Source organism: Paenibacillus sp. FSL R7-0313 (assembly GCF_037969885.1).
Lineage (GTDB): Bacteria > Bacillota > Bacilli > Paenibacillales > Paenibacillaceae > Paenibacillus.
Genome location: NZ_CP150219.1, coordinates 4,090,625 through 4,110,962 on the forward strand (window position 1 = coordinate 4,090,625; position 20,338 = coordinate 4,110,962).

Consider the following 20,338-nt stretch of genomic DNA (forward strand, 5'->3'; position numbering starts at 1 on the left):
GAGGGTAAAAATAAAAGACCGGATAGTAACCTCCGGTCCTTACTGATTAGCTATGATGTGATTCTAGAGTACACGACGAGCTTTAACATACGTTCTCTTCCAAGTACCAGAGTCCAGATCAGAGAGGGTTACGCCTGGAGATCCATACGTATGCAGAATCTTTCCGTCCCCTGCATATACGCCTACATGAGTAACGTTGGAGCCCGTAGAACGGCTACCACTGGAGAAGAATACTAGATCTCCGACACGCAGATTAGCTTTGGATACAGCTGTACCTTCTTTGGATTGGTTCACGGAAGTGCGCGGCAAGTCTACACCATACTTTTTGAAAATATATTTCATAAAAGAAGAGCAGTCAAAAACTTTGGTTGTTGAGGTTGAAGCACCAAATTTATATGGAGTTCCAGTAAATTGTTTACCATAGTTAACAATCTGTTGACCTGTGGATACAGAAGCAGTTGCTGCCTGTGCAACAGGTGCGTTAGTCATTAATACAGCTCCAAAACCTAGTGTAGCGCACAACCCGACGGTTACGGCCTTTTGGACAAAGATGTTTGTTTTCATGTTAGTTAGTACCTCCAAAATTCGTTTTCGTTAAGTTGCTAGAGCGAGTATAACAGCTTTGTAACAACCTAGAAATTGGATAGGGAAGTGTAATCCCTTGGGCCACAATGGTTTGGGGATGTTTATTAAAATATGATTAAAAATGTCAAAAAATTAATCATTGACGGATGAACAATAAAGATGAAATAGCAAAGACCCTTGAATATCAAGGGTCTTTATTATGTGTGAACCTATTTTCTTCGTTGAATCACTGGTTACAAAAACGTAATAAATAATTATGAAGCATACGAATAGATTCAATCTTTGCTCTGAATAATCAGTAATAAGCCGCTATCAATAGTGACTGTACCGGAGGAGCCTAAGAGCTGGTTGCTTACACCCAAGGATTGTCCCATGCGAATGGTGGCTTGATCTAGCGGATACATAAAACCATCCAGAGTTATTCCTGCAACTTCATGAGTCAAGGGAAGCAGAGAAACATATTTATAGTCACGGTGCTCAACCACAGCTTTGGATGTGGTCAGTGTCATGTAGTTGTGCTTGTCCTGAATGGCACAGGAGATATGATGCTGCATCGCGCGAACCATGATATGTACATTAGCGAGGGTGTGATCCATACGTGTACCTGTAGCACCTAACATTAAGATGTGAGAAGGTTCGTAATCTAGCGCTGTCTCAAAAGCCATTTCTGTATCAGTAAGATCCTTATGAACAGGGTCACATGTAATGAACCGAATGCTATTGTTGCTTACAATGATACGTTCATCTTCGGTAATGGAGTCAAAGTCTCCAACTGCAATGTGAGGCTGAATGCCGTGTTCAATTAAAAATAATGCACCGCGATCGGCCGCGATGATCATATCATCTTCTCGTATTTCCTGAAGTAATTTTACAGATAAGTTTCCACCTGTAAAAATAACAATCCGTTTCGCCGTCATTTTATTTCATCCTTCCTAATTCAGAGAAAAATAGTTCATTGTTCAAATATAATGTTGGAACCTGTACAAATATATTCACCAAACCAGTATAATCCACAAAATGTGGTTGCACAATTTCAGTGCTCGCGGATACAATGGGTAGAGCGACATGGAGATGACTTGAAAAGTGAGGTTTGAACAGGTTGGACTTACACATTTTTGAAGTATTCAGCATTATAGGCACTATCGCATTTGCAATGTCCGGTGCCTTCGTAGCAATGGAAGAGGAGTATGACATTTTGGGTGTACTGGTGCTTGGACTTGTCACTGCATTCGGAGGCGGGATTATCCGGAATGTACTTATAGGTATACCTGTAACGACATTATGGAGTCAGGGATCACTTATTATGTTAGCCTTAGTATCTGTAGCAGTTGCGTTTATATTGCCTCTCAAGTGGATTAGTCACTGGAAGCGAACAGAGGCGTTATTTGATGCAATCGGACTTGCAGCATTTGCAATTCAAGGGGCGCTGTACGCGGCGAACATGGGACATCCTATTAGCGCAGTTATCGTTGCAGCAGTAATGACCGGTATTGGTGGAGGCGTTATTCGTGATGTGCTCGCTGGACGTAAACCGCTTGTATTACGTGATGAAATCTATGCTGTATGGGCAATGACAGCCGGTTTTGTCATAGGTATGGGCTGGTTAACAACGAATACCGGATTATTGCTAGGTTTCGCGGCCGTTGTGTTTTTCCGGATGTGTTCTGTACATTATAAATGGAAACTGCCACGTCGTTCGTTGGTGCCATCTGAGACAGGCAACGTCAGTCCTCAGCCGGAGAGCATTGTGACACAGCCAACATCGTCGGTACTTCAAGGTACGTTAAGCAAGGGGGATTAATATGATTAATGTTTTGTTTGTATGTCTGGGCAATATATGTAGATCACCAATGGCTGAAGCCGTTTTGCGTCACAAAGTCCTGGAGAAGGGGCTTGAACACCAGATTCGTGTGGACTCAGCGGGAACAGGGGACTGGCACGTTGGTAAATCTCCGCATGAAGGGACTCGAAAATTGCTGGATTCGTACCAGATTTCTTATGCCAACATGGCAGCGAGACAATTCGCCAGCGAAGACTTTACTCAATTTGATTACATTGTATGTATGGATAATTCAAATGCAGATAATGTACGCAACGTTCCAGGCGGAGCTGCGGCGGACATCATCAAGTTCATGGACATGCTTCCCGAGGAAAAACTCAGAGAAGTACCTGACCCATATTACACGGGCAATTTTGAAGAGGTGTACGAGCTGGTTAACGCAGGCTGCGATGTTCTGTTGAGTAAGATTGAAGCGGAACATTCCTTAGCCTAAAAAGTAAACGAAATTCATGCTTAATTTGTAATTCGACAAAGAAGCAGGATTAGAGCACTTAAAGCAAGCAGGATATCCTGCTTCTTTTTCAGGTTACAATTGTAAGCGGTATCATTGGGATGGAAAACAATAGCGGCATTTCAGCCGCCTGTTAATGTGGTCCTTTTATCTTTCCTGGAGAAAATAAAGTAATGCTTCGGGCAATTCCTTCTGCCAAAAACCCCATTGGTGCTTCCCGTCTTTCTCTTGATAGGAGACGAGGGCACCACGTTTTTCCAGCAATTCTCGAGTATCCCGATTTAATTGAACAAAATCATACGTACCCGTGTCTGCCTCGAAATCAGTCTCCTGCAAACCAACGATCATCCAGATCGAGAGCCAAGACAGATCTTCAGCTGCGGCATAGATTTCCTGAGAAGCAGAGTAGAAGGCGCCAGACATGCTAATAACACGTGTGAACAGATCCGGATATAACAGAGCAAGATGAAGTGAAACACTGCCACCGAGCGAGTCTCCGGCAAGAATACGTTCCTGCGGAGAACGGCGCACAGGATATTTCTCTTCTATATAGGGAATAATCTCTTCAGCGAAGCAAGCGGTATATGCCTTGAACCGATCTCCAAATGGAGCATATTCCTGTGTTCTCACAGACACATCGACCTGAACCCCTACAATAATGAAAGGTTCGGCTCCTTCGTCCAGAATAATTTGGTTAGCTGTTGTAGCAATTCGTCCGAAATTAAAAAATTCTTCGCCATCCTGACAATAAACGACAGGGTAGCTAAGTAATTCGTTATAGCCCGGAGGAAGGTAAATACGGAGCGTTCGCTTCTCTCCAAGATAGCGACTTTCAATCTCTTCCTTCACAATCGTGCGTTTCAAATAGCGGGAATCCGTCATAAAACGTCACCTTTCTCGGTTAATTTTTTGCATTCGACCGCGCAATACGGTAAGATTACCCTTGTGCGGGGTTGGGTCAAACACGCAATCATGTATTATGCTGTTATACCAATATTAAGCCCCTGTTATACATACAATCCGGCAGGAAACATAAAAAAATTACGGATTTCTTTGACGTATGGAGTGAAACAGGTGTATAATAATATTATAACAGCGGAACTTGATATTCAAATTTTTTGTTGAGGTGAAGAAAAAAATGAGCAAGGTTCCTTATGAAGTGTATACAGAGGATGTAGAAGCTCTGTCCGTGCTGTCTCCTGACGGCGAAATTGTTAACAAAGACATGATGCCTACACTTTCCGATGATCAATTAAAAGAAATTATGTACCGCATGGTATTTACCCGTACTTGGGATGACCGTGCAGTAAACCTGGGCCGTCAAGGTCGTCTTGGTTTCTATGCTCCAGTATCTGGTCAAGAAGCTACAATGGTTGGTAGTGAATTTGCAATTGAAAAAGAAGACTTTGTATGTCCTGGCTATCGTGACATTCCGCAACTCGTATGGCATGGACTTCCTCTTTATCAAGCATTCTTGTACTCCCGTGGACACCAACATGGTGGACAAATTCCAGATGGCGTTAATGTATTGATGCCACAAATCATCATTGGTGCACAAATTCTGCATGCAATGGGTATCGCTATGGGTTACAAATTGAAGAAACAAAAACAAGTTGTTATCACATACACAGGTGATGGCGGTTCTTCTGAAGGTGACTTCTATGAAGGTCTGAACTACGCTGGTGTATACAAACTGCCTGTTATCTTCTTCGTACAAAACAATGGTTATGCCATCACAACTCCTTTTGCTAAACAAACAGCAGCTCTGTCCATCGCTCACAAAGCGGTAGCGGCAGGTATCAAAGGTGTTAAAGTTGACGGTATGGACATCTTCGCTGTTATCAAAGCTGTTCAGGAAGCTGCTGAGCGCGGACGTAACGGAGAAGGCGCAACATTGATCGAAGCAGTAACATACCGTTTCCGTCCTCACTCCCTTTCGGATGATGCTTCCAAGTATCGTACAAAAGAAGAAGAGGCAGAATGGTCTGCTAAAGATCCTATCGCACGTTTCGCTAAATATCTGGAGAAAAAAGGTCTTTGGACTGAAGAAGATACAGCACGTGTGAAAGAAGAAGCAAAAGCTAAAGTAAATGAAGAAATCAAAAAAGCGGAAAAAACCGAGAAAATGACGATTTCAGGCTTGATCGACAGCATGTTCGAACAAACGCCTAAGCACTTGGAAGAGCAAAAAGCTGATTTCCAATAAGTTTTTTCCGATAAAGCATAAACATCCGCGACTTTAATGTCCCGGTATACATGTACGAATTCAAATGTGAACTGTCAATGTTTAAGGAGGAAATGAAGCAAATGGCACAAATGAACATGAAAGAAGCAATCCGTGATGCGCTTCGCGTGGAGTTGAAACGTGATCCTAACGTTCTGCTCTTCGGTGAAGACGTAGGTAATGTAGGCGGCGTTTTCCGTGTAACGGAAGGTCTGCAAAAAGAGTTTGGCGAAGAGCGTGTATTTGATACACCACTGGCTGAGTCCGCTATTGGTGGTCTGGCTGTAGGTCTGGGTGTACAAGGCTTCCGTCCGGTTGCTGAGATCCAATTCGTTGGCTTTATCTTCGAAGCCCTTGACCAAATGGTAGTGCAAGCTGCTCGTATGCGTTTCCGCTCTGGTGGAAAATACAATTCTCCAATCGTATTCCGTACACCATTCGGTGGCGGTGTAAAAGCGGCAGAATTGCATACAGATTCCCTGGAAGGTCTGCTCACGCAAACACCAGGTATCAAAGTCGTTGTTCCTTCTAACCCTTACGATGCAAAAGGTCTGATGATCGCTTCTATTCGCGATAACGATCCTGTATTCTTCATGGAGCACTTGAACCTGTATCATGCTTTCCGTGCAGAAGTGCCTGAAGAAGATTACGTTGTTGAATTGGGTAAAGCGAACGTTGTTCGTGAAGGTTCCGATGTAACAATCATTACTTACGGTATGATGGTTCATACTTCTGTGAAAGCAGCAGAGGAACTCGAAAAACAAGGAATCAAAGTTGAAGTTATCGACCTTCGTACGGTTAGCCCGATCGATATCGATACCATCGTTGCTTCTATTAAGAAAACAAATCGTGCAATTGTTGTACAGGAAGCTCAAAAGAGCGCAGGTGTTGCAGCTGAAGTCATTGCCCAAATCAATGAAAAAGCAATCCTGCACTTGGAAGCACCGGTTCTGCGTGTAGCTGGTCCGGATACTGTATATCCTTTTGCACAAATCGAAGATTCTTGGCTGCCTAACCCAGCACGTATCGTTGCTGCGGTTAATAAAGTCGTAAATTTCTAATTTAATCATCTGACATGCCGCAAGGCGCAGTATGGTGATTCACACCGCAGCGCAAGCTGCACTGTAAACAGCCATTAGCCCCTTGAGTAACAGTTATTTGCATTAGCAGTAACAGTTGTTTCTTGGAGTTAAGGGTTGTTTTCAGGATTGAGCACATAATCAAGGAGGTTTTTCAGTTGGCTAAATTTGAATATAAATTCCCTGAATTGGGCGAAGGCCTACACGAAGGCGAAATCATCAAGATGCACATCAAAGTCGGTGACAAAGTAACTGACGACGACATCATCATGGAAGTACAGAACGACAAAGCGGTTGTGGAAGTACCTTGTCCGGTTAACGGAACAGTTACAGAAGTATTCGCTAAAGACGGTCAAATCTGCCACGTTGGTGAAGTTGTAGCGATCATCGATGCAGAAGGCGAACTTCCTGAGCAAGACGACGCTCCTGCTGGCGATCAAGGGGAACAAGAGAAAGATGCAGCTCAAGGCGGAGCTGACACAAGCGGTTCTTCTGCAGCAGCTTCCAGCTCGGATGCAGCTAAAGAAGGCGGCAACAACAGCGTTCCGGCAGTACCTGCCAAAGACGTTCTGGCAACACCAAGCGTGCGCAAATTTGCTCGTGAACAAGGTGTAGACATCGCTCAGGTTAACGGCACTGGCAACAACGGTAAAGTAACCAAAGAAGATGTTGAATCCTTCAAAAACGGTGGCGGTTCTTCCGCAGCGGCATCTTCCGAAGCTCCGGCTCAAGAAGAGAAAAAATCCGCAGCACCAGCAGCGGCTGCAGCTGATCAATACCTTGAAGAAGAGCGCGTACCATTCAAAGGTATCCGTAAAGCGATCTCTAATGCAATGGTTAAATCGGCTTACACAGCACCTCACGTTACAATCATGGACGAAGTGGACGTAACTGAATTGGTTGCTTTCCGTACTCGCATGAAACCAATTGCAGAGAAAAAAGGAACAAAAGTTACTTATCTGCCATTCATCGTTAAAGCATTGGTTGCGGCTTCCCGCCAATTCCCGGCTCTGAACGCTATGATTGATGAAGAAGCTAACGAAATTGTTTACAAAAAATACTACAACATCGGTATCGCTACAGATACAGACAACGGCTTGATCGTTCCTGTTATCAAAGATGCTGATCGTAAATCCATCTGGATGATCGCTGATTCTATCCGTGATCTGGCTGCTCGTGGTCGTGACGGCAAATTGAGCGCGAATGAAATGAGAGGAAGCACAATCTCCATCAGTAACATTGGTTCTGCTGGCGGTATGTTCTTCACTCCAATCATCAACTTCCCTGAAGTTGCTATTCTCGGAACAGGACGCATCAGCGAAAAAGCAGTGATCAAAAACGGCGAAGTAGTTGCAGCACCTGTAATGGCTCTTTCCCTGAGCTTTGACCACCGTATCATCGATGGCGCAACAGCACAAAACTTTATGAATTACATTAAACAGCTGCTCGCTAACCCTGAGCTGCTTGTTATGGAGGTGTAAGATATGGTAGTAGGCGACGCTTCTCTCAATATCGACACATTAGTAATTGGTGCGGGTCCTGGCGGCTATGTAGCTGCCATCCGCGCTGCTCAACTGGGCCAAAGCGTATTGATCGTAGACAAATCCGAACTGGGCGGTGTTTGTTTGAACCGTGGATGTATTCCATCCAAAGCCCTGATCTCTGCTGCACACCAATATGAGTCTGCACTTCACGGTGAAGCTTTTGGTATCTCTGCTGAGAACGTAAAAGTGGACTTCAGCAAAACTCAAGAATTCAAAAACGGCGTTGTTAAGAAAATGACTGGCGGCGTAGCTGGTTTGCTCAAAGGCAACAAAGTTGAAGTTTTCAACGGTGAGTGCATGTTCATCAACGAAAACGAAGCTCGTGTATTTAATGACCACGAGTCTCCACGTTACAAATTTAAAAATGCAATTATTGCAACAGGTTCCCGTCCAATCGAACTGAAACCTTTCCCGTTTGGCGGACGCATTCTGTCTTCAACAGAAGCTCTGAACTTGCCTGAAGTACCAAAAAGCATGATCGTTATCGGTGGCGGATATATCGGTGCTGAGCTTGGTCAAATGTACTCCAAATTCGGTGCAAAAGTAACAATCATCGAAGGTCTGGATACAGTACTGCCAGGTTTCGATAAAGACATGACTAGCCTCGTGGCTAAAAACATGAAGAAAACAGGCATCGAAATCGTAACGGGTGCAAAAGCTGAAAGTGCTGAGCAAACGGATAAAGATGTAACTGTTAAGTACTCTGTAAATGGTGAGTCCAAAGAAGTAACTGCAGATTACCTGCTGGTAACTGTTGGACGTCGTCCAAACACAGATGGAGAACTGGGTCTCGACATGATTGGTGTTGACGTTGACGAGCGTGGATTTGTCAAAGTTGACCACCAAGGTCGTACCAGCATTCCTCACATCTTTGCTATCGGTGACATCGTATCTGGTCTGGCTCTGGCACACAAAGCTTCTTATGAAGGTAAAGTGGCTGCTGAAGCAATCGCAGGACAACCATCTGTAGTTGACTACAAATGTATGCCAGCTGTTGTGTTCACAGATCCAGAGTGTTCCAGCGTAGGTTACACTGAAAAAGAAGCTAAAGAAAAAGGTTACAAAGTAAAAGCAGGTAAATTCCCTTATGCGGGTAACGGCCGTGCTGTATCTTTGAACCACGCTGAAGGCTTCGTGAAAATCGTAGCTGACGAAGAAAGCGGCCTTGTATTGGGTTGCCAAATCGTAGGTCTGGAAGCTTCCAACCTGATTGCTGAGCTTGGTTTGGCAATTGAAATGGGCGCTACTTTGGAAGATCTGGCTCTCACAATTCACGCTCACCCAACTTTGGGCGAAATCGTGATGGAAGCTGCGGAATTGGTTATGGGTCACCCGATCCACATCATCTCCCGTTAAGATCATCTAGGCTTCGGACCCGTCCGGCATTATACGTATATCAGAAGAGACGAATGACGTTAACGCGTTATTCGTCTCTTTTTTCTGAGCAAGAGCCGAGAAATGTAAGATACTCGTGTATGTGATATGATGAAAATTTACACGCTCACAAGTTTTAGTGAATTGATTTTATCCAACAACACAATTGTGGTACACTGTAGTAATGATCAGTTATGATGTGGCTCCAAGCCAATCACGGTCTATGTAATTAGTATTGAAGTTAAACTAATCTTTTACACGAGAACGTAGAGGACAGAAAGAACCTGAAGAAGCGGAGCTAAAAGCTTTCTGAAGGAAAGCTGCATCGGAAGCATACGCTTCGCCTCTATCCCCGGATTTTACCTTTGGAAAAGGAAATCAAAAAAATCTGGGGATAACAGCGATCGGAAGGTTGTTCTGTCATCGGAGTGATAAGTGTAAATATTCTTTAGTGAGGGGATATCAACATGAAAAACTATCTCGATTTATTACAGGATATTCTGAACAACGGCGTGCATAAAGGAGACCGTACAGGAACAGGAACACAATCTGTATTTGGCAGACAGCTCCGTTATGATCTCTCCGAAGGGTTTCCGCTGGTAACAACCAAACGAATTCATCTCAAATCGGTTATTCATGAACTGTTGTGGTTTTTGAGTGGCGATACTAATATATCTTATCTGAAAGAAAATGGTGTGAAGATCTGGGACGACTGGGCGGACGAAAATGGAGATCTTGGACCGGTATATGGCTCGCAGTGGCGCACATGGGAAGCACCAAACGGAGAAAAAATTGATCAGATCGCCGCAGTTATTGACTCGATCAAAAATAATCCGGATTCACGTCGTCACCTTGTCAGCGCATGGAATGTGGCTGAGATTAATAATATGAAGCTTCCACCTTGTCATTTTGCGTTTCAGTTTTACGTTGCAGAGGGTAAATTATCATGTATGCTTACGATGCGTTCCGTGGATACGTTCCTCGGGTTACCGTTTAACATCGCGAGTTATGCGCTCTTAACTCATATGATCGCTCAGCAATGTGATCTTGAGGTGGGTGACTTCATTTGGTCTGGAGGGGATGTTCACATCTACTCTAACCATGTTGATCAGGTTAAAACTCAGCTGGAGCGTGAACCTTATGCTTTACCTAAGCTGGTAATCAAACGTAAGCCGGATTCTATTTTTGATTATAAGTATGAAGATTTTGAGTTTGAGAACTACCAGCATCATCCGGGCATTAAAGCTCCAATTGCAGTCTAATTATGTGTTCAATCTCGATAAGAGACTTGGATTGAAGGAGTGTATTACCCTTGAGTATTGAATTGGTATGGGCAATGGGGGAGAACGGTGTGATCGGATTGAATAATTCGATTCCATGGCGTTTACCCAAAGATATGGCCTTTTTTAAACAACGTACGTTAAATAAAACGATTATCATGGGACGTAATACGTGGGAATCCTTTGGTGGTAAGCCCCTTCCTCAGCGCCGTAATATTGTGGTGACTAGAGATCTGAACTACAAGGTGGAACAGGCTGAAATCGTACATACGATTGAAGAGGGTCTGAGTGTAACCAAAGGTGAGGAACTGTGTGTAATTGGGGGTTCCCAGGTGTATCGCGAATTCTTGCCACTTGCAGATCGTCTAGTGGTGACCAAAATTCATGAGAATTTTGAGGGAGATACGTTTTTCCCCGAAGTGGATTGGTCCGAATGGCAACTGATTGAACAGATTGAAGGCGAACAGGATGAAAAAAATGTTCATGCATATACATTCGAATTTTATGAACGTAAACGGTAAAATGGCATAAGAAATTCCTGACTTGGGTCGTATTTGTATAATGAGAGACGCTGATATGCGAAATATTCGTGAACAGCGTCTTTTCTTTTATAAAAAAAATGAGTCACTTGTTTAGATTGGAATACATATAACATTAATATAACATGAGTAATTGATATTTATGTATAATATACATGTAATCAAGCATTAAACAGTAAAAAAGTGTAAAAATTTTGAGGTTTTAACGTTGTGAAGCCCTAAAACAAGTCTGATATTCGGAATTGAGAACGATTTATAGCAGAATATGTTGGATTTCATGACAAATTTTCTAACATTCACTTAACGTTTCGACCTTTTATTTCTTCAACACACACCAGATTTCGCAGTTCAAAACCACATTTAACACCAAAATAAGGGTATTGACCATGGGTAGACTTGAAAGATATGATGTATAAAATACAAATAATTATGCGGATAATCCATTTAATATTCAGTACAGTAAATGCTACTATAATTGAAATATCTTCGAGAAGATTTTGTGATACAATAGACAAAAACTCAAGTAATGAGTAATCCATTTCATATAGAACCATGCACATGAAGGGATTAAGACAAGAACGGATGGGGGAAAACGTAAGATGTCTACACCTACTGGATTTATGGAATACAAACGTCAACTGCCAGCAGATCGTGAGCCAGCGGAGCGGATTAAGGATTGGGAAGAGTTTCATAAACATATGGCTGAAGAAGAGCTCAGAACACAAGGTGCACGATGCATGGATTGTGGTACCCCGTATTGCCATACAGGTATAGATATGATTGGCGGCACGTCAGGTTGCCCCGTGCATAACCTGATTCCAGAATGGAATAATCTTGTATATCGCGGACTGTGGAGAGAAGCACTTGAGCGCCTTCACAAAACGAATAATTTCCCAGAGTTTACAGGTCGCGTCTGTCCAGCTCCTTGCGAAGGATCTTGTACAGTTGGCTTAATCGGTCAGCCTGTAACCATCAAAACGATTGAAGAAGCAATTATTGAAAAAGGTTTCGAAGAAGGATGGGTAGTTCCCCAACCTCCTGAAAAACGTACGGGTAAACGTGTAGCTGTGGTAGGTTCAGGTCCAGCGGGATTGGCTACTGCGGCTCAGTTGAATAAAGCAGGACACTTGGTAACCGTATATGAGCGTTCGGACCGTGTCGGCGGATTGTTGATGTACGGTATCCCAACGATGAAATTGGATAAAAAGGTAGTTCAACGTCGTGTTGATCTGCTTGAAGCAGAAGGCGTTCAATTCATCACGAATACCGAGATCGGTAAGGATATTGCAGCACAACAACTCGTAGATGATTATGATGCTGTTGTATTGTGTGGTGGTGCAACGAAGCCGCGTGAATTCAATATTGAAGGCAGTGACTTGAAAGGCGTTCATTACGCCATGGATTTCCTTAATGGCAGCATTAAGAGTTATCTGGATTCCAATCTGGAAGATGGTCAATATCTGTCCGCTAAGGATAAAGATATTATCGTCATTGGTGGCGGTGATACAGGATCTGACTGTGTAGCTACATCGCTGCGTCATGGTTGTCGTACGATTACTCAATTCGGTACGCATACACAAGCGCCTATGGAACGTGATCGCATTAACAACCCTTGGCCGCAATTCCCGAACGTATACACACTTGATTATGCGCAAGAGGAAGCCAAAGCGTTGTTTGGTCAAGATCCGCGTGAATTCTCCATCATGACAACAAAATTTGTCGGAGACGATGAGGGGAACCTCAAAGAATTGCATACCGTACAGATCGAGCGTATTGTGGATGAGACCGGTCGCAAGATTTATCAGCCGATTCCAGGTACAGAGCGTGTATTCCCGGCTCAGATGGCCATGATTGCCATTGGTTTTGATGGACCGGAACAAACGTTGGTAGAGCAATTGGGACTTGCAACAGATCGTCGCACAAATGTTAAGGCACGTTACGGCAAATACAACACCAATGTGGATAAAGTATTTGCAGCAGGTGACATGCGTCGTGGTCAAAGCTTGGTTGTATGGGCAATTAATGAAGGCCGTGAGGCTGCTCGTGAAGTGGACAAATACTTGATGGGTGCTTCGGTTCTGGTGTAAAAGTATAGAACAAGATATAAACGACAACCTTCGCGATCAGCGAGGGTTGTTTGCTGTTATTTTAACCAATTTGACTACATATTTCATGTAAGTGTGAGCAATATCATTGCTTTTTAAGTGATAAAGATTTATTATTATATTATAATAATTATAAATAAGGATTAACTGAAACTATGAATCCGTACGATAAAAGTAAGGTTTAATGAATATAAATCGGAGGTGCGACCTGCTATGGCAAGTAACCGGGACAAGTCCATTTCAGAACAGATCTTTCACATTAAAAATCAATTGGTTGAAAAAGGATATAAGTTAACACAACAACGGGAAGTTACTGTACGTGTATTACTTGAACATGAAAAGGATCATTTTAGCGCAGAGGAAGTATTTCTCTTGGTTAAGGAGCAGTTCCCTGAGATTGGATTGGCTACCGTATACCGCACTCTCGAACTGCTGAGTGACCTTCAGGTCGTTGAAAAAATTAACTTTGGTGACGGCGCTGCGCGCTTTGATCTGCGAAGTACAGATGGTTCCCATCACCACCATCATTTGATCTGTACAGAATGTGGTAAAGTGGAAGAGATTATGGAAGATGGGCTGCTTCGTTTGGAACAACAAATCGAGCGTCAGTATGGCTTTGCTGTTACGGATCATCGTCTGGATTTCCAGGGTGTATGCAAAGAGTGCAGACAAAAACATGTATTAAAGGAACAGGCAGCAGGATAATTCATTTCGGGAAGGTGCTCCCGAATCCAAAATCTGATATAATGAGTTTCAGAAGCAAGGGGCTTCCGTCGGCGGAATGCCCCTTTTTGCCGTCATGCGGACGGTGAAGGAGGAGAGATGGACGGATGAAGACACTGGTTATAGCGGAAAAACCCGACATGGGTCGAACCATTGCCGCCGTCATAGAACCAAAGGCCAAGAACAATCGCACGTATCTGGAGGGTGAGCATTACATCATCACTTGGGCGATAGGGCATTTGCTTGGACTGGCTGAACCGGATGCCTATGATACGAAGTACAAGCGCTGGAATATAGCGGACCTGCCGATTATACCCGATCAGTTCAAAATTGTACCCAATCCGAGGACAAAAGATCAGCTTAAAATGATTGGAGAACTGGCGAAACGGGCTTCAGCGATCGTTAATGCTTGTGATGCAGGGAGAGAAGGTCAGTACATCTTCGCCCTCATACAACAGCAATTGAAGCTGCGTCAGCCTGTAAAGCGATTATGGATATCGGATTTGACGGCAGAGAGCATTAGACGTGGTTTTGATGGTCTGAAGGATGCCTCTGAATTTGAAAATCTGACCCATGCTGCTCGCGCCAGAAGTGAAGCCGATTGGCTGATCGGCATGAATGCCTCACGGGCGTTTACAACCCGCCATAATGCATTGTTGTCTGTAGGCCGTGTGCAGACGCCGGTACTCGCGCTAATCTACGATCGGGAAATAGAGATTGAAGCGTTCCAGTCACAGACCTTTTATGAAGTAGCCGCCTGGTTTCGGCAGGAAGGTGTCGAGTACCGGGGACTGCGTCAGGGAGATAAGTTGACCGATGCGGAGGCAGCAGAGGCCATTGCAGCCAGTGTGAAGGGCAAGACAGGGCAGATTACCAAATACGAAGCGAAGCAGACGAAAGAGTATCCGTATCGTTTGTATGACCTGACCCTTTTACAGCGTGAAGCCAATGCCAAGTTCGGATATGGTGCCAAAAAAACACTGGATATCGCACAGGCCTTGTATGAAAAACACAAGGTAATCTCGTATCCGCGGACAAACTCCAACTATGTTACTGAACAGAATATTGAAGGTATGCACAAAACGCTAAACCTGCTTAAAAATGGTACCTATAGTGAGCTTGCGCAAGGGGCCAAGCCGGAGCTTGTTCATAAGAATAATAAAGGGGTATGTAATCCAAGCAGGGTTGAGGATCACCATGCGATCTTACCTACATTAAAGCGACCAGGTACCTTATCCAAGGATGAGCAAAACATCTATGATTTGATTGTCAGACGTTTCTTGTCTCACTTTTATCCTCCGGCGGAGTATAAGCAACATACCGTGCTCACCGAAGTGGAGAAACATCAGTTTAAGACATCTGTCAAAGAACTGCTGTCCCTCGGATGGAAAGTGGTTCTCGGTTCTGGAGATCAGGAACAGGGTGGTGCAGGCAAGAAGAAGAGTAAGAAAAACGGCAATGAGGAAGAGGAAGCTGAAGAGTGGACGGACAAGGCTTTTAGTGTACAACCTGAATTGCCTATTCAATGTACGAAAAGTGAGTTCAAAGAGAAGGCGACCCAGCCTCCCAAAAGTTATACCGAGGGAACATTGCTCAAAGCGATGGAAAGTGCAGGCAAGCAGATCGAGAATGAAGAGCTGCGAGATGCGATGAAAGACAGTGGTTTGGGTACTCCGGCTACACGTGCTGCTACGATTGAGCGCCTCAAAAATGTAGGTTACATTACGCTACAGGGAAAAAAAATGCAGTTAACGCTCAAAGGCAGAACGGCTATTGAGTTGATTCGCCGCGCGGGTGTAGATCTGTTAACCTCACCTGAGATGACTGGGCAATGGGAAAGAAGGTTATATCAGATTTCCAAAGGTGAGGCGGGGCAGGACAAGTTCATGGAGAACGTCAAGAAATTCACGTTGTCCATCATTGAGAAAGTGCGTGTACAAGCCCCAGCGCCAGCAGATGCTTTTGGAGAAGACTCACGGGCAGGCCGGGGGAAAGGCAAGGGAGCCAGAACCCAAGCAGGGAATACAAGGACATCTGCCAAGGCATCCAGTGGCAGTTCGGCTGTAAAAACGTCCCGTCAGACTTCGGCATCTTCATCAAGAACTGGCAGTGGGAAAAGCACGACCACCAAGACGCCATCTTCAACTGCGAGCCCATCCGGAGTGAGAGAGTTACTGGCACCCTGTCCTTCCCCCGGCTGTACAGGCCAGATCATAGAGGGCAAGAAGGGTTATGGATGCTCACGTTTCAAGGAAGGCTGTTCGTTTGTGGTCTGGAAAGAGTATGCGGGCAAGAAAATCACCAGTACGATGTTAAAATCGCTGATTGAGAAGGGGAGTACCCAGGTACTATCGTTCAAACGAAAAGACGGAAGTAAGGTGAAGGCACGTATTATTTTGCAAGACGTGGTAACAGGCAAGTTATCTGGTGAGAAACAGGATGCTTGATCTTATTCATCATAAAGTAAAAGGACCCTTATCCAAGGGTCCTTTTCTGTTGCTGCTGTTGTATATTTTCGTGTATTACTTTTGGTACCTCTTCCAGTGCAGTGATGGTATACATCGACGTTTCCGGATTAGGCTGAAGTTCTACGATGTTGTATTGCCATTCATTCGGTTGTTTGATGTAGATGCTGTGAATTCCGGCTTTTACCGCGGGCATAATATCTGTCCGCAGTGAGTTGCCAATCATCCATGTTGCACGACGATCAAAAGGACCATTAGACAGAATGCCTTCCAGTGCCTCGACGTTTTTGTGTTGTCGGATATAGATCCGATCATCAAAATAAGCCGAGAGTTTCATCTGATCAATCTTGCGTTGCTGGATCACGGTTTCGCCGCCGGTATATAAGTAGAGGGAATGTCCAGCACCTTTGAGGTTCTCAAGCGTTTCAACCATATGAGGATAGGGTTCAACCTCCTGATCGTACACACTCATACCCAACTTGCTCAGATAAGACTCTTCTCTGGGAGAGGTTAACCTGGCGAACTTGCCGGAAAAATAACGATAGGTATCAATCAGAGATTGCGGGAAATGATGACTTGCAAAACCAAGCTTGTTCACTCCAGTTACATCGATCTCCAGCTGTTTTTCGCGAATCTCTTGCGTTGTCAAAGAATGTCCATCAAACCACTCTTGCATATTCTCAAAGAATTCACCCAAAATCAGGTTGAAGTACTTGTTGCAATATACGAGTGTATCATCAAGGTCAAATAAAATATGTTGTTTCATTATTTTCATGATCTAACTCACTCCTTGTAGCCAATAACTCCACAATGGTTCAACTAAATTAAATGCGAATGTAGGATTCCAGGAACATATTCAATTCAGATACGCCATCCGGCCGAATACTGTATTTCTCTTTACGGTTACTTCCGAGCAGGTGGGTCCGTAGCAGACCTGCGATGCGTAGCGCCATTACCTGATCTTTGACCGTGTCTTCGTCTTTACCCAATTCTTCACACATCTCAGCGAGGGATTTGGGTTCATCCGATACGTAACGAAGCAGGCGAAGTCTTTCGGGATCAGCCAGTGCATGGGTGAAACGTAAAAGACATGTTGGTGGCTGGTCTTCGTTCTCTTCTGGTGCATCTACTGGATACTGCATGATCATCATACCCTCATAGAAGCAGTACATATTAATAGGGCGATTGTGTACCGTTGGAAACAGGATGACTTCGTTCAGTCCAGGCATCGGTTCAACAAGAACGCCCGCTGTAGCATATTCAATAAGCAGTTCTGGGCCCATTTTATCAAGCAAAATGCGTTTTTCTTCGGCATCTTCTTCCAGCCACACACGCTGATCTTCGCTCATATTCTGACAGTAGTGTTCATCCCATAGTCGCAATAATGGGACATAACTGTTCCGAATGCGCGTAGATTCTTCTATTGAAAGAGCGGGCAGAAGAGGAGACACACGCGCAAACAGGTCTTCCGCTGTCATTCCGGCAAGCATGTCCAGGAAATCACGATTCTCCGATGTATCATTTTGATATGCTGCCCATGCAAACAAAACATCAAAATCATCAAAAGGCCAAGTGGCAGCAGGTGCGAGCGCAGCTCGTACATTGGAACTTAGTTTGCCTTCCACTTCAACGATCCATTCAGGACCAATATCCAGATGCTGAATCCATTTTTTCGTGACATAAACCAGAAAGCTGTTAAGCATTTCATATATCGGTGAAACATCAATTTTCACATGATAAGCCATAATGTTGCAGAATCCTCCCGTCACATCTAAATGTACGCAGCGACTTAAGTACGATTAGTGCGTGTTCAAAAAGTCTGGTTTTCATCTTCGAAGCTGATGATGCCACCAGGCATGATTCGTAATCAAAAGTGAACTTTTTGAACAACCTCTATTATGGCTTGTTTTGCAGGGCGTTGTCCACTATAATGTTCAAGTCCGGGGCAAAGCCCCGATCTTTAAATAGCAGTTTAAAACCATATGTATAACATACAAAAGTCGTCAGCGATGGCGATTTTTCTTTGTGTGCTCGCAGGAGGAATGAATTCGTGTCATTGATTACTCGCCTCAAACTATCACACTCGACAGCCAACTATCTCATTTTGATTGCGGTTATTGTGGTGGCGGGAATAAGTCAGGGACTTTTGCTGCCTGTGCTTTCGATTTTTTTGGAGCAAAAAGGGGTTTCACCAGGTTTAAACGGATTAAACGCCGCCGCGTTGTACATTGGCTCTTTTGGCATGACTCTCGTTGCGGAGCGACTACTGGGTGCATTCGGGTTCAAAAAGCTGATTGTAGGTGGCCTGATATTAGTCATGGTCCCTTTAATACTATTTCCGTATTTACCAGATATTAAAATATGGTTCATTTTGCGTCTGATCGTTGGAATAGGAGACAGTGCACTTCATTATGCGGCCCAGCTCTGGGTACTGCTTGTAACCGCACCTGAAAAACGTGGACGCTACATATCACTATATGGCATGTCCTACGGGCTGGGATTCAGTATTGGACCGCTGGGAATCAAGCTGCTTGGTTTCGGTGATGCTGTCCCTTTCTGGGTTTTGTTCATCTGTATTGCAGCAGTGCTTATGCTGGTATTAATGAAGCTTCCGGATACAAAACCGGAAAAAGCAGAGCATGGCCAACTGCCGGAACGTCGCTTCCGTCGTAGTCTGGCATGGGCCTGGTATGCACTTTTACCAGCACTCTTATACGGATATATGGAAGCAGGTATGAATAGTAACTTCCCTGTGTATGGGCTGCGGATTGGATTCGATACCAATCAGATTTCGTCGTTGCTTCCTTTTATCGGGATTGGAGGTTTGTTCCTTCAATTGCCTCTCGGAATGTTGAGTGACCGATATGGGCGTAAGAAGATATTGATGTTTGCGGGTATCAGCGGGGGAATCATCTTCATGCTGGTTCCAGTCTCAGGTACACATCTCTGGTGGACGCTTGTATTGTTAACCATCGCAGGTGGCCTGGTCGGTTCCTTTTTCTCACTGGGCCTGGCCTATGCCGCAGACATTTTGCCTAAAGTGTTGCTGCCTGCAGCCAACGTTGTGGCATCCTTCCATTTCACGATTGGAAGTATTATTGGACCGAATCTGGGTGGTCAGATGATCAACTGGATTTCACCCGGAAGCATGTTCACCTTGCTCGGAATCCTGTACCTTCTTTTCGGCGTGGCAGGTATATTATTTCGTCGTAAACCTGAGTTCGAATCTGTGTTAAAATAGAAGCTGGTGTTCGCATGGAAATTGATGTCCATTTCCGAGTACACTAGTGGTAGGGAAAAACATGGACAAGAGGAGACATCGCGATGATCAGAGTAGAGAACTTGAGTAAATCCGTTGGCGTGGACCGCGTTCCCGTTCTGCGGGATATTCGATTTGATATGCAACAGGGTGAAATGATAGCTGTAGTTGGCTCAAGCGGTAGCGGTAAAAGCATGTTGCTTAAATGTTTGGCCATGATGGAAAAATGGGATTCCGGCCGGTTTACGGTGGATGGTGCCGAGATTTTGAAAGAAGGCTGGTCCGGAAAACGGAAAATCAAACGGGAATGGGCATACTTGGAACAAAATCCAGAATTATTTCCCAGACGTACGGCTCTTAAAAATGTGTTAATCGGACGATCGGGTCAGACTCCCGTATGGAGAATGGTAACCGGTATGGTACGTTCCGATGATTATATGGGTGCGATGGATTATCTCGAAGGATTGGGATTACTTGATAAAGCACATCAAATAGCAGAGAAGCTCAGCGGTGGCGAGAAGCAGCGTGTTGCTATTGCAAGAGCACTTGCTCATGGTGCCAAAGTGGTTTTGGCTGATGAACCAGTGATTGGTCTTGACCCGCACACAGCAGATTCGGTGCTGGAAACGCTGCGCAAATTATGTGAAGAAGAACGCGCAACTGTCATTGCAGTATTGCCTATTGAACTTGCCGAGAAACATGCCACACGGATCTGGGGATTGGCAGAAGGCAAGATTGCTTTTGATATTCGTGGACGAAGACTGACACAGCAAGAAAAAAACCAGATTTAAACTATTGAAAAGAGTGATGAGATTGTTTAATTCACGGTGGGGACGCTTTGTAGCAGCAGGAACTATGGCGATTATGCTT

18 protein-coding genes are annotated in these 20,338 nt (G+C 44.3%); 13 read left to right on the plus strand and 5 right to left on the minus strand.

Annotated features, from left to right (window positions below; all coding sequences use genetic code 11):
• Window positions 1–63: 63 nt before the first annotated feature.
• Together NSQ38_RS18015 and NSQ38_RS18020 are read right to left on the minus strand one after the other, a co-directional pair.
• On the minus strand, window positions 64–564 hold the full coding sequence (locus tag NSQ38_RS18015; RefSeq protein ID WP_338587237.1) for a C40 family peptidase: 501 nt from the start codon (window positions 562–564) through the stop codon (window positions 64–66).
• 296 nt (window positions 565–860) lie between these two features.
• Window positions 861–1,502 (minus strand): thiamine diphosphokinase, encoded by a 642-nt coding sequence (locus tag NSQ38_RS18020; RefSeq protein WP_339783274.1) that lies wholly within the window; start codon window positions 1,500–1,502, stop codon window positions 861–863.
• Between the two features lie 182 nt (window positions 1,503–1,684).
• Between NSQ38_RS18020 and NSQ38_RS18025 the strand changes: the two genes are divergently transcribed.
• Window positions 1,685–2,386, plus strand: a complete 702-nt coding sequence (locus NSQ38_RS18025; RefSeq protein ID WP_074095468.1) for a trimeric intracellular cation channel family protein — start codon at window positions 1,685–1,687, stop codon at window positions 2,384–2,386.
• A 1-nt stretch (window position 2,387) separates the two neighbouring features.
• Window positions 2,388–2,858 carry a low molecular weight protein-tyrosine-phosphatase gene (locus NSQ38_RS18030; protein WP_339783276.1) on the plus strand — a complete coding sequence of 157 codons (471 nt, stop codon included), beginning with the start codon at window positions 2,388–2,390 and terminating at the stop codon, window positions 2,856–2,858.
• A 165-nt stretch (window positions 2,859–3,023) separates the two neighbouring features.
• Here NSQ38_RS18030 and NSQ38_RS18035 read toward each other — a convergent pair whose 3' ends face one another.
• Entirely contained in the window at window positions 3,024–3,758 is a 735-nt protein-coding gene (locus NSQ38_RS18035) for an alpha/beta hydrolase-fold protein (RefSeq protein ID WP_091020737.1), read from the minus strand.
• Window positions 3,759–4,014: 256 nt separating this feature from the next.
• Here NSQ38_RS18035 and pdhA point away from each other — a divergent pair, with 256 nt between their 5' ends.
• The 9 genes from pdhA (at window position 4,015) to NSQ38_RS18080 (ending at window position 16,191) form a co-directional block, all read left to right on the plus strand.
• Window positions 4,015–5,082 carry a pyruvate dehydrogenase (acetyl-transferring) E1 component subunit alpha gene (gene pdhA / locus NSQ38_RS18040; protein ID WP_017688072.1) on the plus strand — a complete coding sequence of 356 codons (1,068 nt, stop codon included), beginning with the start codon at window positions 4,015–4,017 and terminating at the stop codon, window positions 5,080–5,082.
• Window positions 5,083–5,183: 101 nt separating this feature from the next.
• Entirely contained in the window at window positions 5,184–6,161 is a 978-nt protein-coding gene (locus NSQ38_RS18045) for an alpha-ketoacid dehydrogenase subunit beta (RefSeq protein WP_074095465.1), read from the plus strand.
• 176 nt (window positions 6,162–6,337) lie between these two features.
• Entirely contained in the window at window positions 6,338–7,660 is a 1,323-nt protein-coding gene (locus NSQ38_RS18050; RefSeq protein ID WP_338587229.1) for a dihydrolipoamide acetyltransferase family protein, read from the plus strand.
• Between the two features lie 3 nt (window positions 7,661–7,663).
• Window positions 7,664–9,079, plus strand: coding sequence for a dihydrolipoyl dehydrogenase (gene lpdA / locus NSQ38_RS18055; RefSeq protein WP_036613658.1), 1,416 nt, complete (start codon window positions 7,664–7,666; stop codon window positions 9,077–9,079).
• A gap of 485 nt (window positions 9,080–9,564) precedes the next feature.
• Window positions 9,565–10,359: a thymidylate synthase gene (thyA, locus tag NSQ38_RS18060; RefSeq protein ID WP_339783277.1), complete on the plus strand. Its 795-nt coding sequence runs from the start codon at window positions 9,565–9,567 to the stop codon at window positions 10,357–10,359.
• 50 nt (window positions 10,360–10,409) lie between these two features.
• On the plus strand, window positions 10,410–10,898 hold the full coding sequence (locus NSQ38_RS18065) for a dihydrofolate reductase (protein WP_338587227.1): 489 nt from the start codon (window positions 10,410–10,412) through the stop codon (window positions 10,896–10,898).
• 617 nt (window positions 10,899–11,515) lie between these two features.
• Entirely contained in the window at window positions 11,516–13,003 is a 1,488-nt protein-coding gene (locus NSQ38_RS18070; RefSeq protein WP_289389509.1) for a glutamate synthase subunit beta, read from the plus strand.
• Between the two features lie 231 nt (window positions 13,004–13,234).
• On the plus strand, window positions 13,235–13,726 hold the full coding sequence (locus NSQ38_RS18075; protein WP_036613667.1) for a Fur family transcriptional regulator: 492 nt from the start codon (window positions 13,235–13,237) through the stop codon (window positions 13,724–13,726).
• 125 nt (window positions 13,727–13,851) lie between these two features.
• The gene (locus NSQ38_RS18080; protein WP_339783279.1) at window positions 13,852–16,191 is read left to right on the plus strand and encodes a DNA topoisomerase 3; all 2,340 of its coding nucleotides are present in this window, start codon (window positions 13,852–13,854) and stop codon (window positions 16,189–16,191) included.
• 28 nt (window positions 16,192–16,219) lie between these two features.
• Here the strand turns inward: NSQ38_RS18080 and NSQ38_RS18085 are convergent, their stop codons facing one another.
• Together NSQ38_RS18085 and NSQ38_RS18090 are read right to left on the minus strand one after the other, a co-directional pair.
• Window positions 16,220–16,984, minus strand: coding sequence for an HAD family hydrolase (locus NSQ38_RS18085; RefSeq protein WP_036613669.1), 765 nt, complete (start codon window positions 16,982–16,984; stop codon window positions 16,220–16,222).
• Window positions 16,985–17,033: 49 nt separating this feature from the next.
• Window positions 17,034–17,954 (minus strand): helix-turn-helix domain-containing protein, encoded by a 921-nt coding sequence (locus tag NSQ38_RS18090; protein WP_338587222.1) that lies wholly within the window; start codon window positions 17,952–17,954, stop codon window positions 17,034–17,036.
• A gap of 305 nt (window positions 17,955–18,259) precedes the next feature.
• Between NSQ38_RS18090 and NSQ38_RS18095 the strand changes: the two genes are divergently transcribed.
• Window positions 18,260–19,450 (plus strand): MFS transporter, encoded by a 1,191-nt coding sequence (locus NSQ38_RS18095; protein ID WP_339783280.1) that lies wholly within the window; start codon window positions 18,260–18,262, stop codon window positions 19,448–19,450.
• A gap of 83 nt (window positions 19,451–19,533) precedes the next feature.
• Complete coding sequence (locus NSQ38_RS18100) at window positions 19,534–20,259, plus strand: ATP-binding cassette domain-containing protein (protein ID WP_036613671.1); 726 nt, start codon at window positions 19,534–19,536, stop codon at window positions 20,257–20,259.
• The last annotated feature ends 79 nt before the right edge of the window (window positions 20,260–20,338 follow it).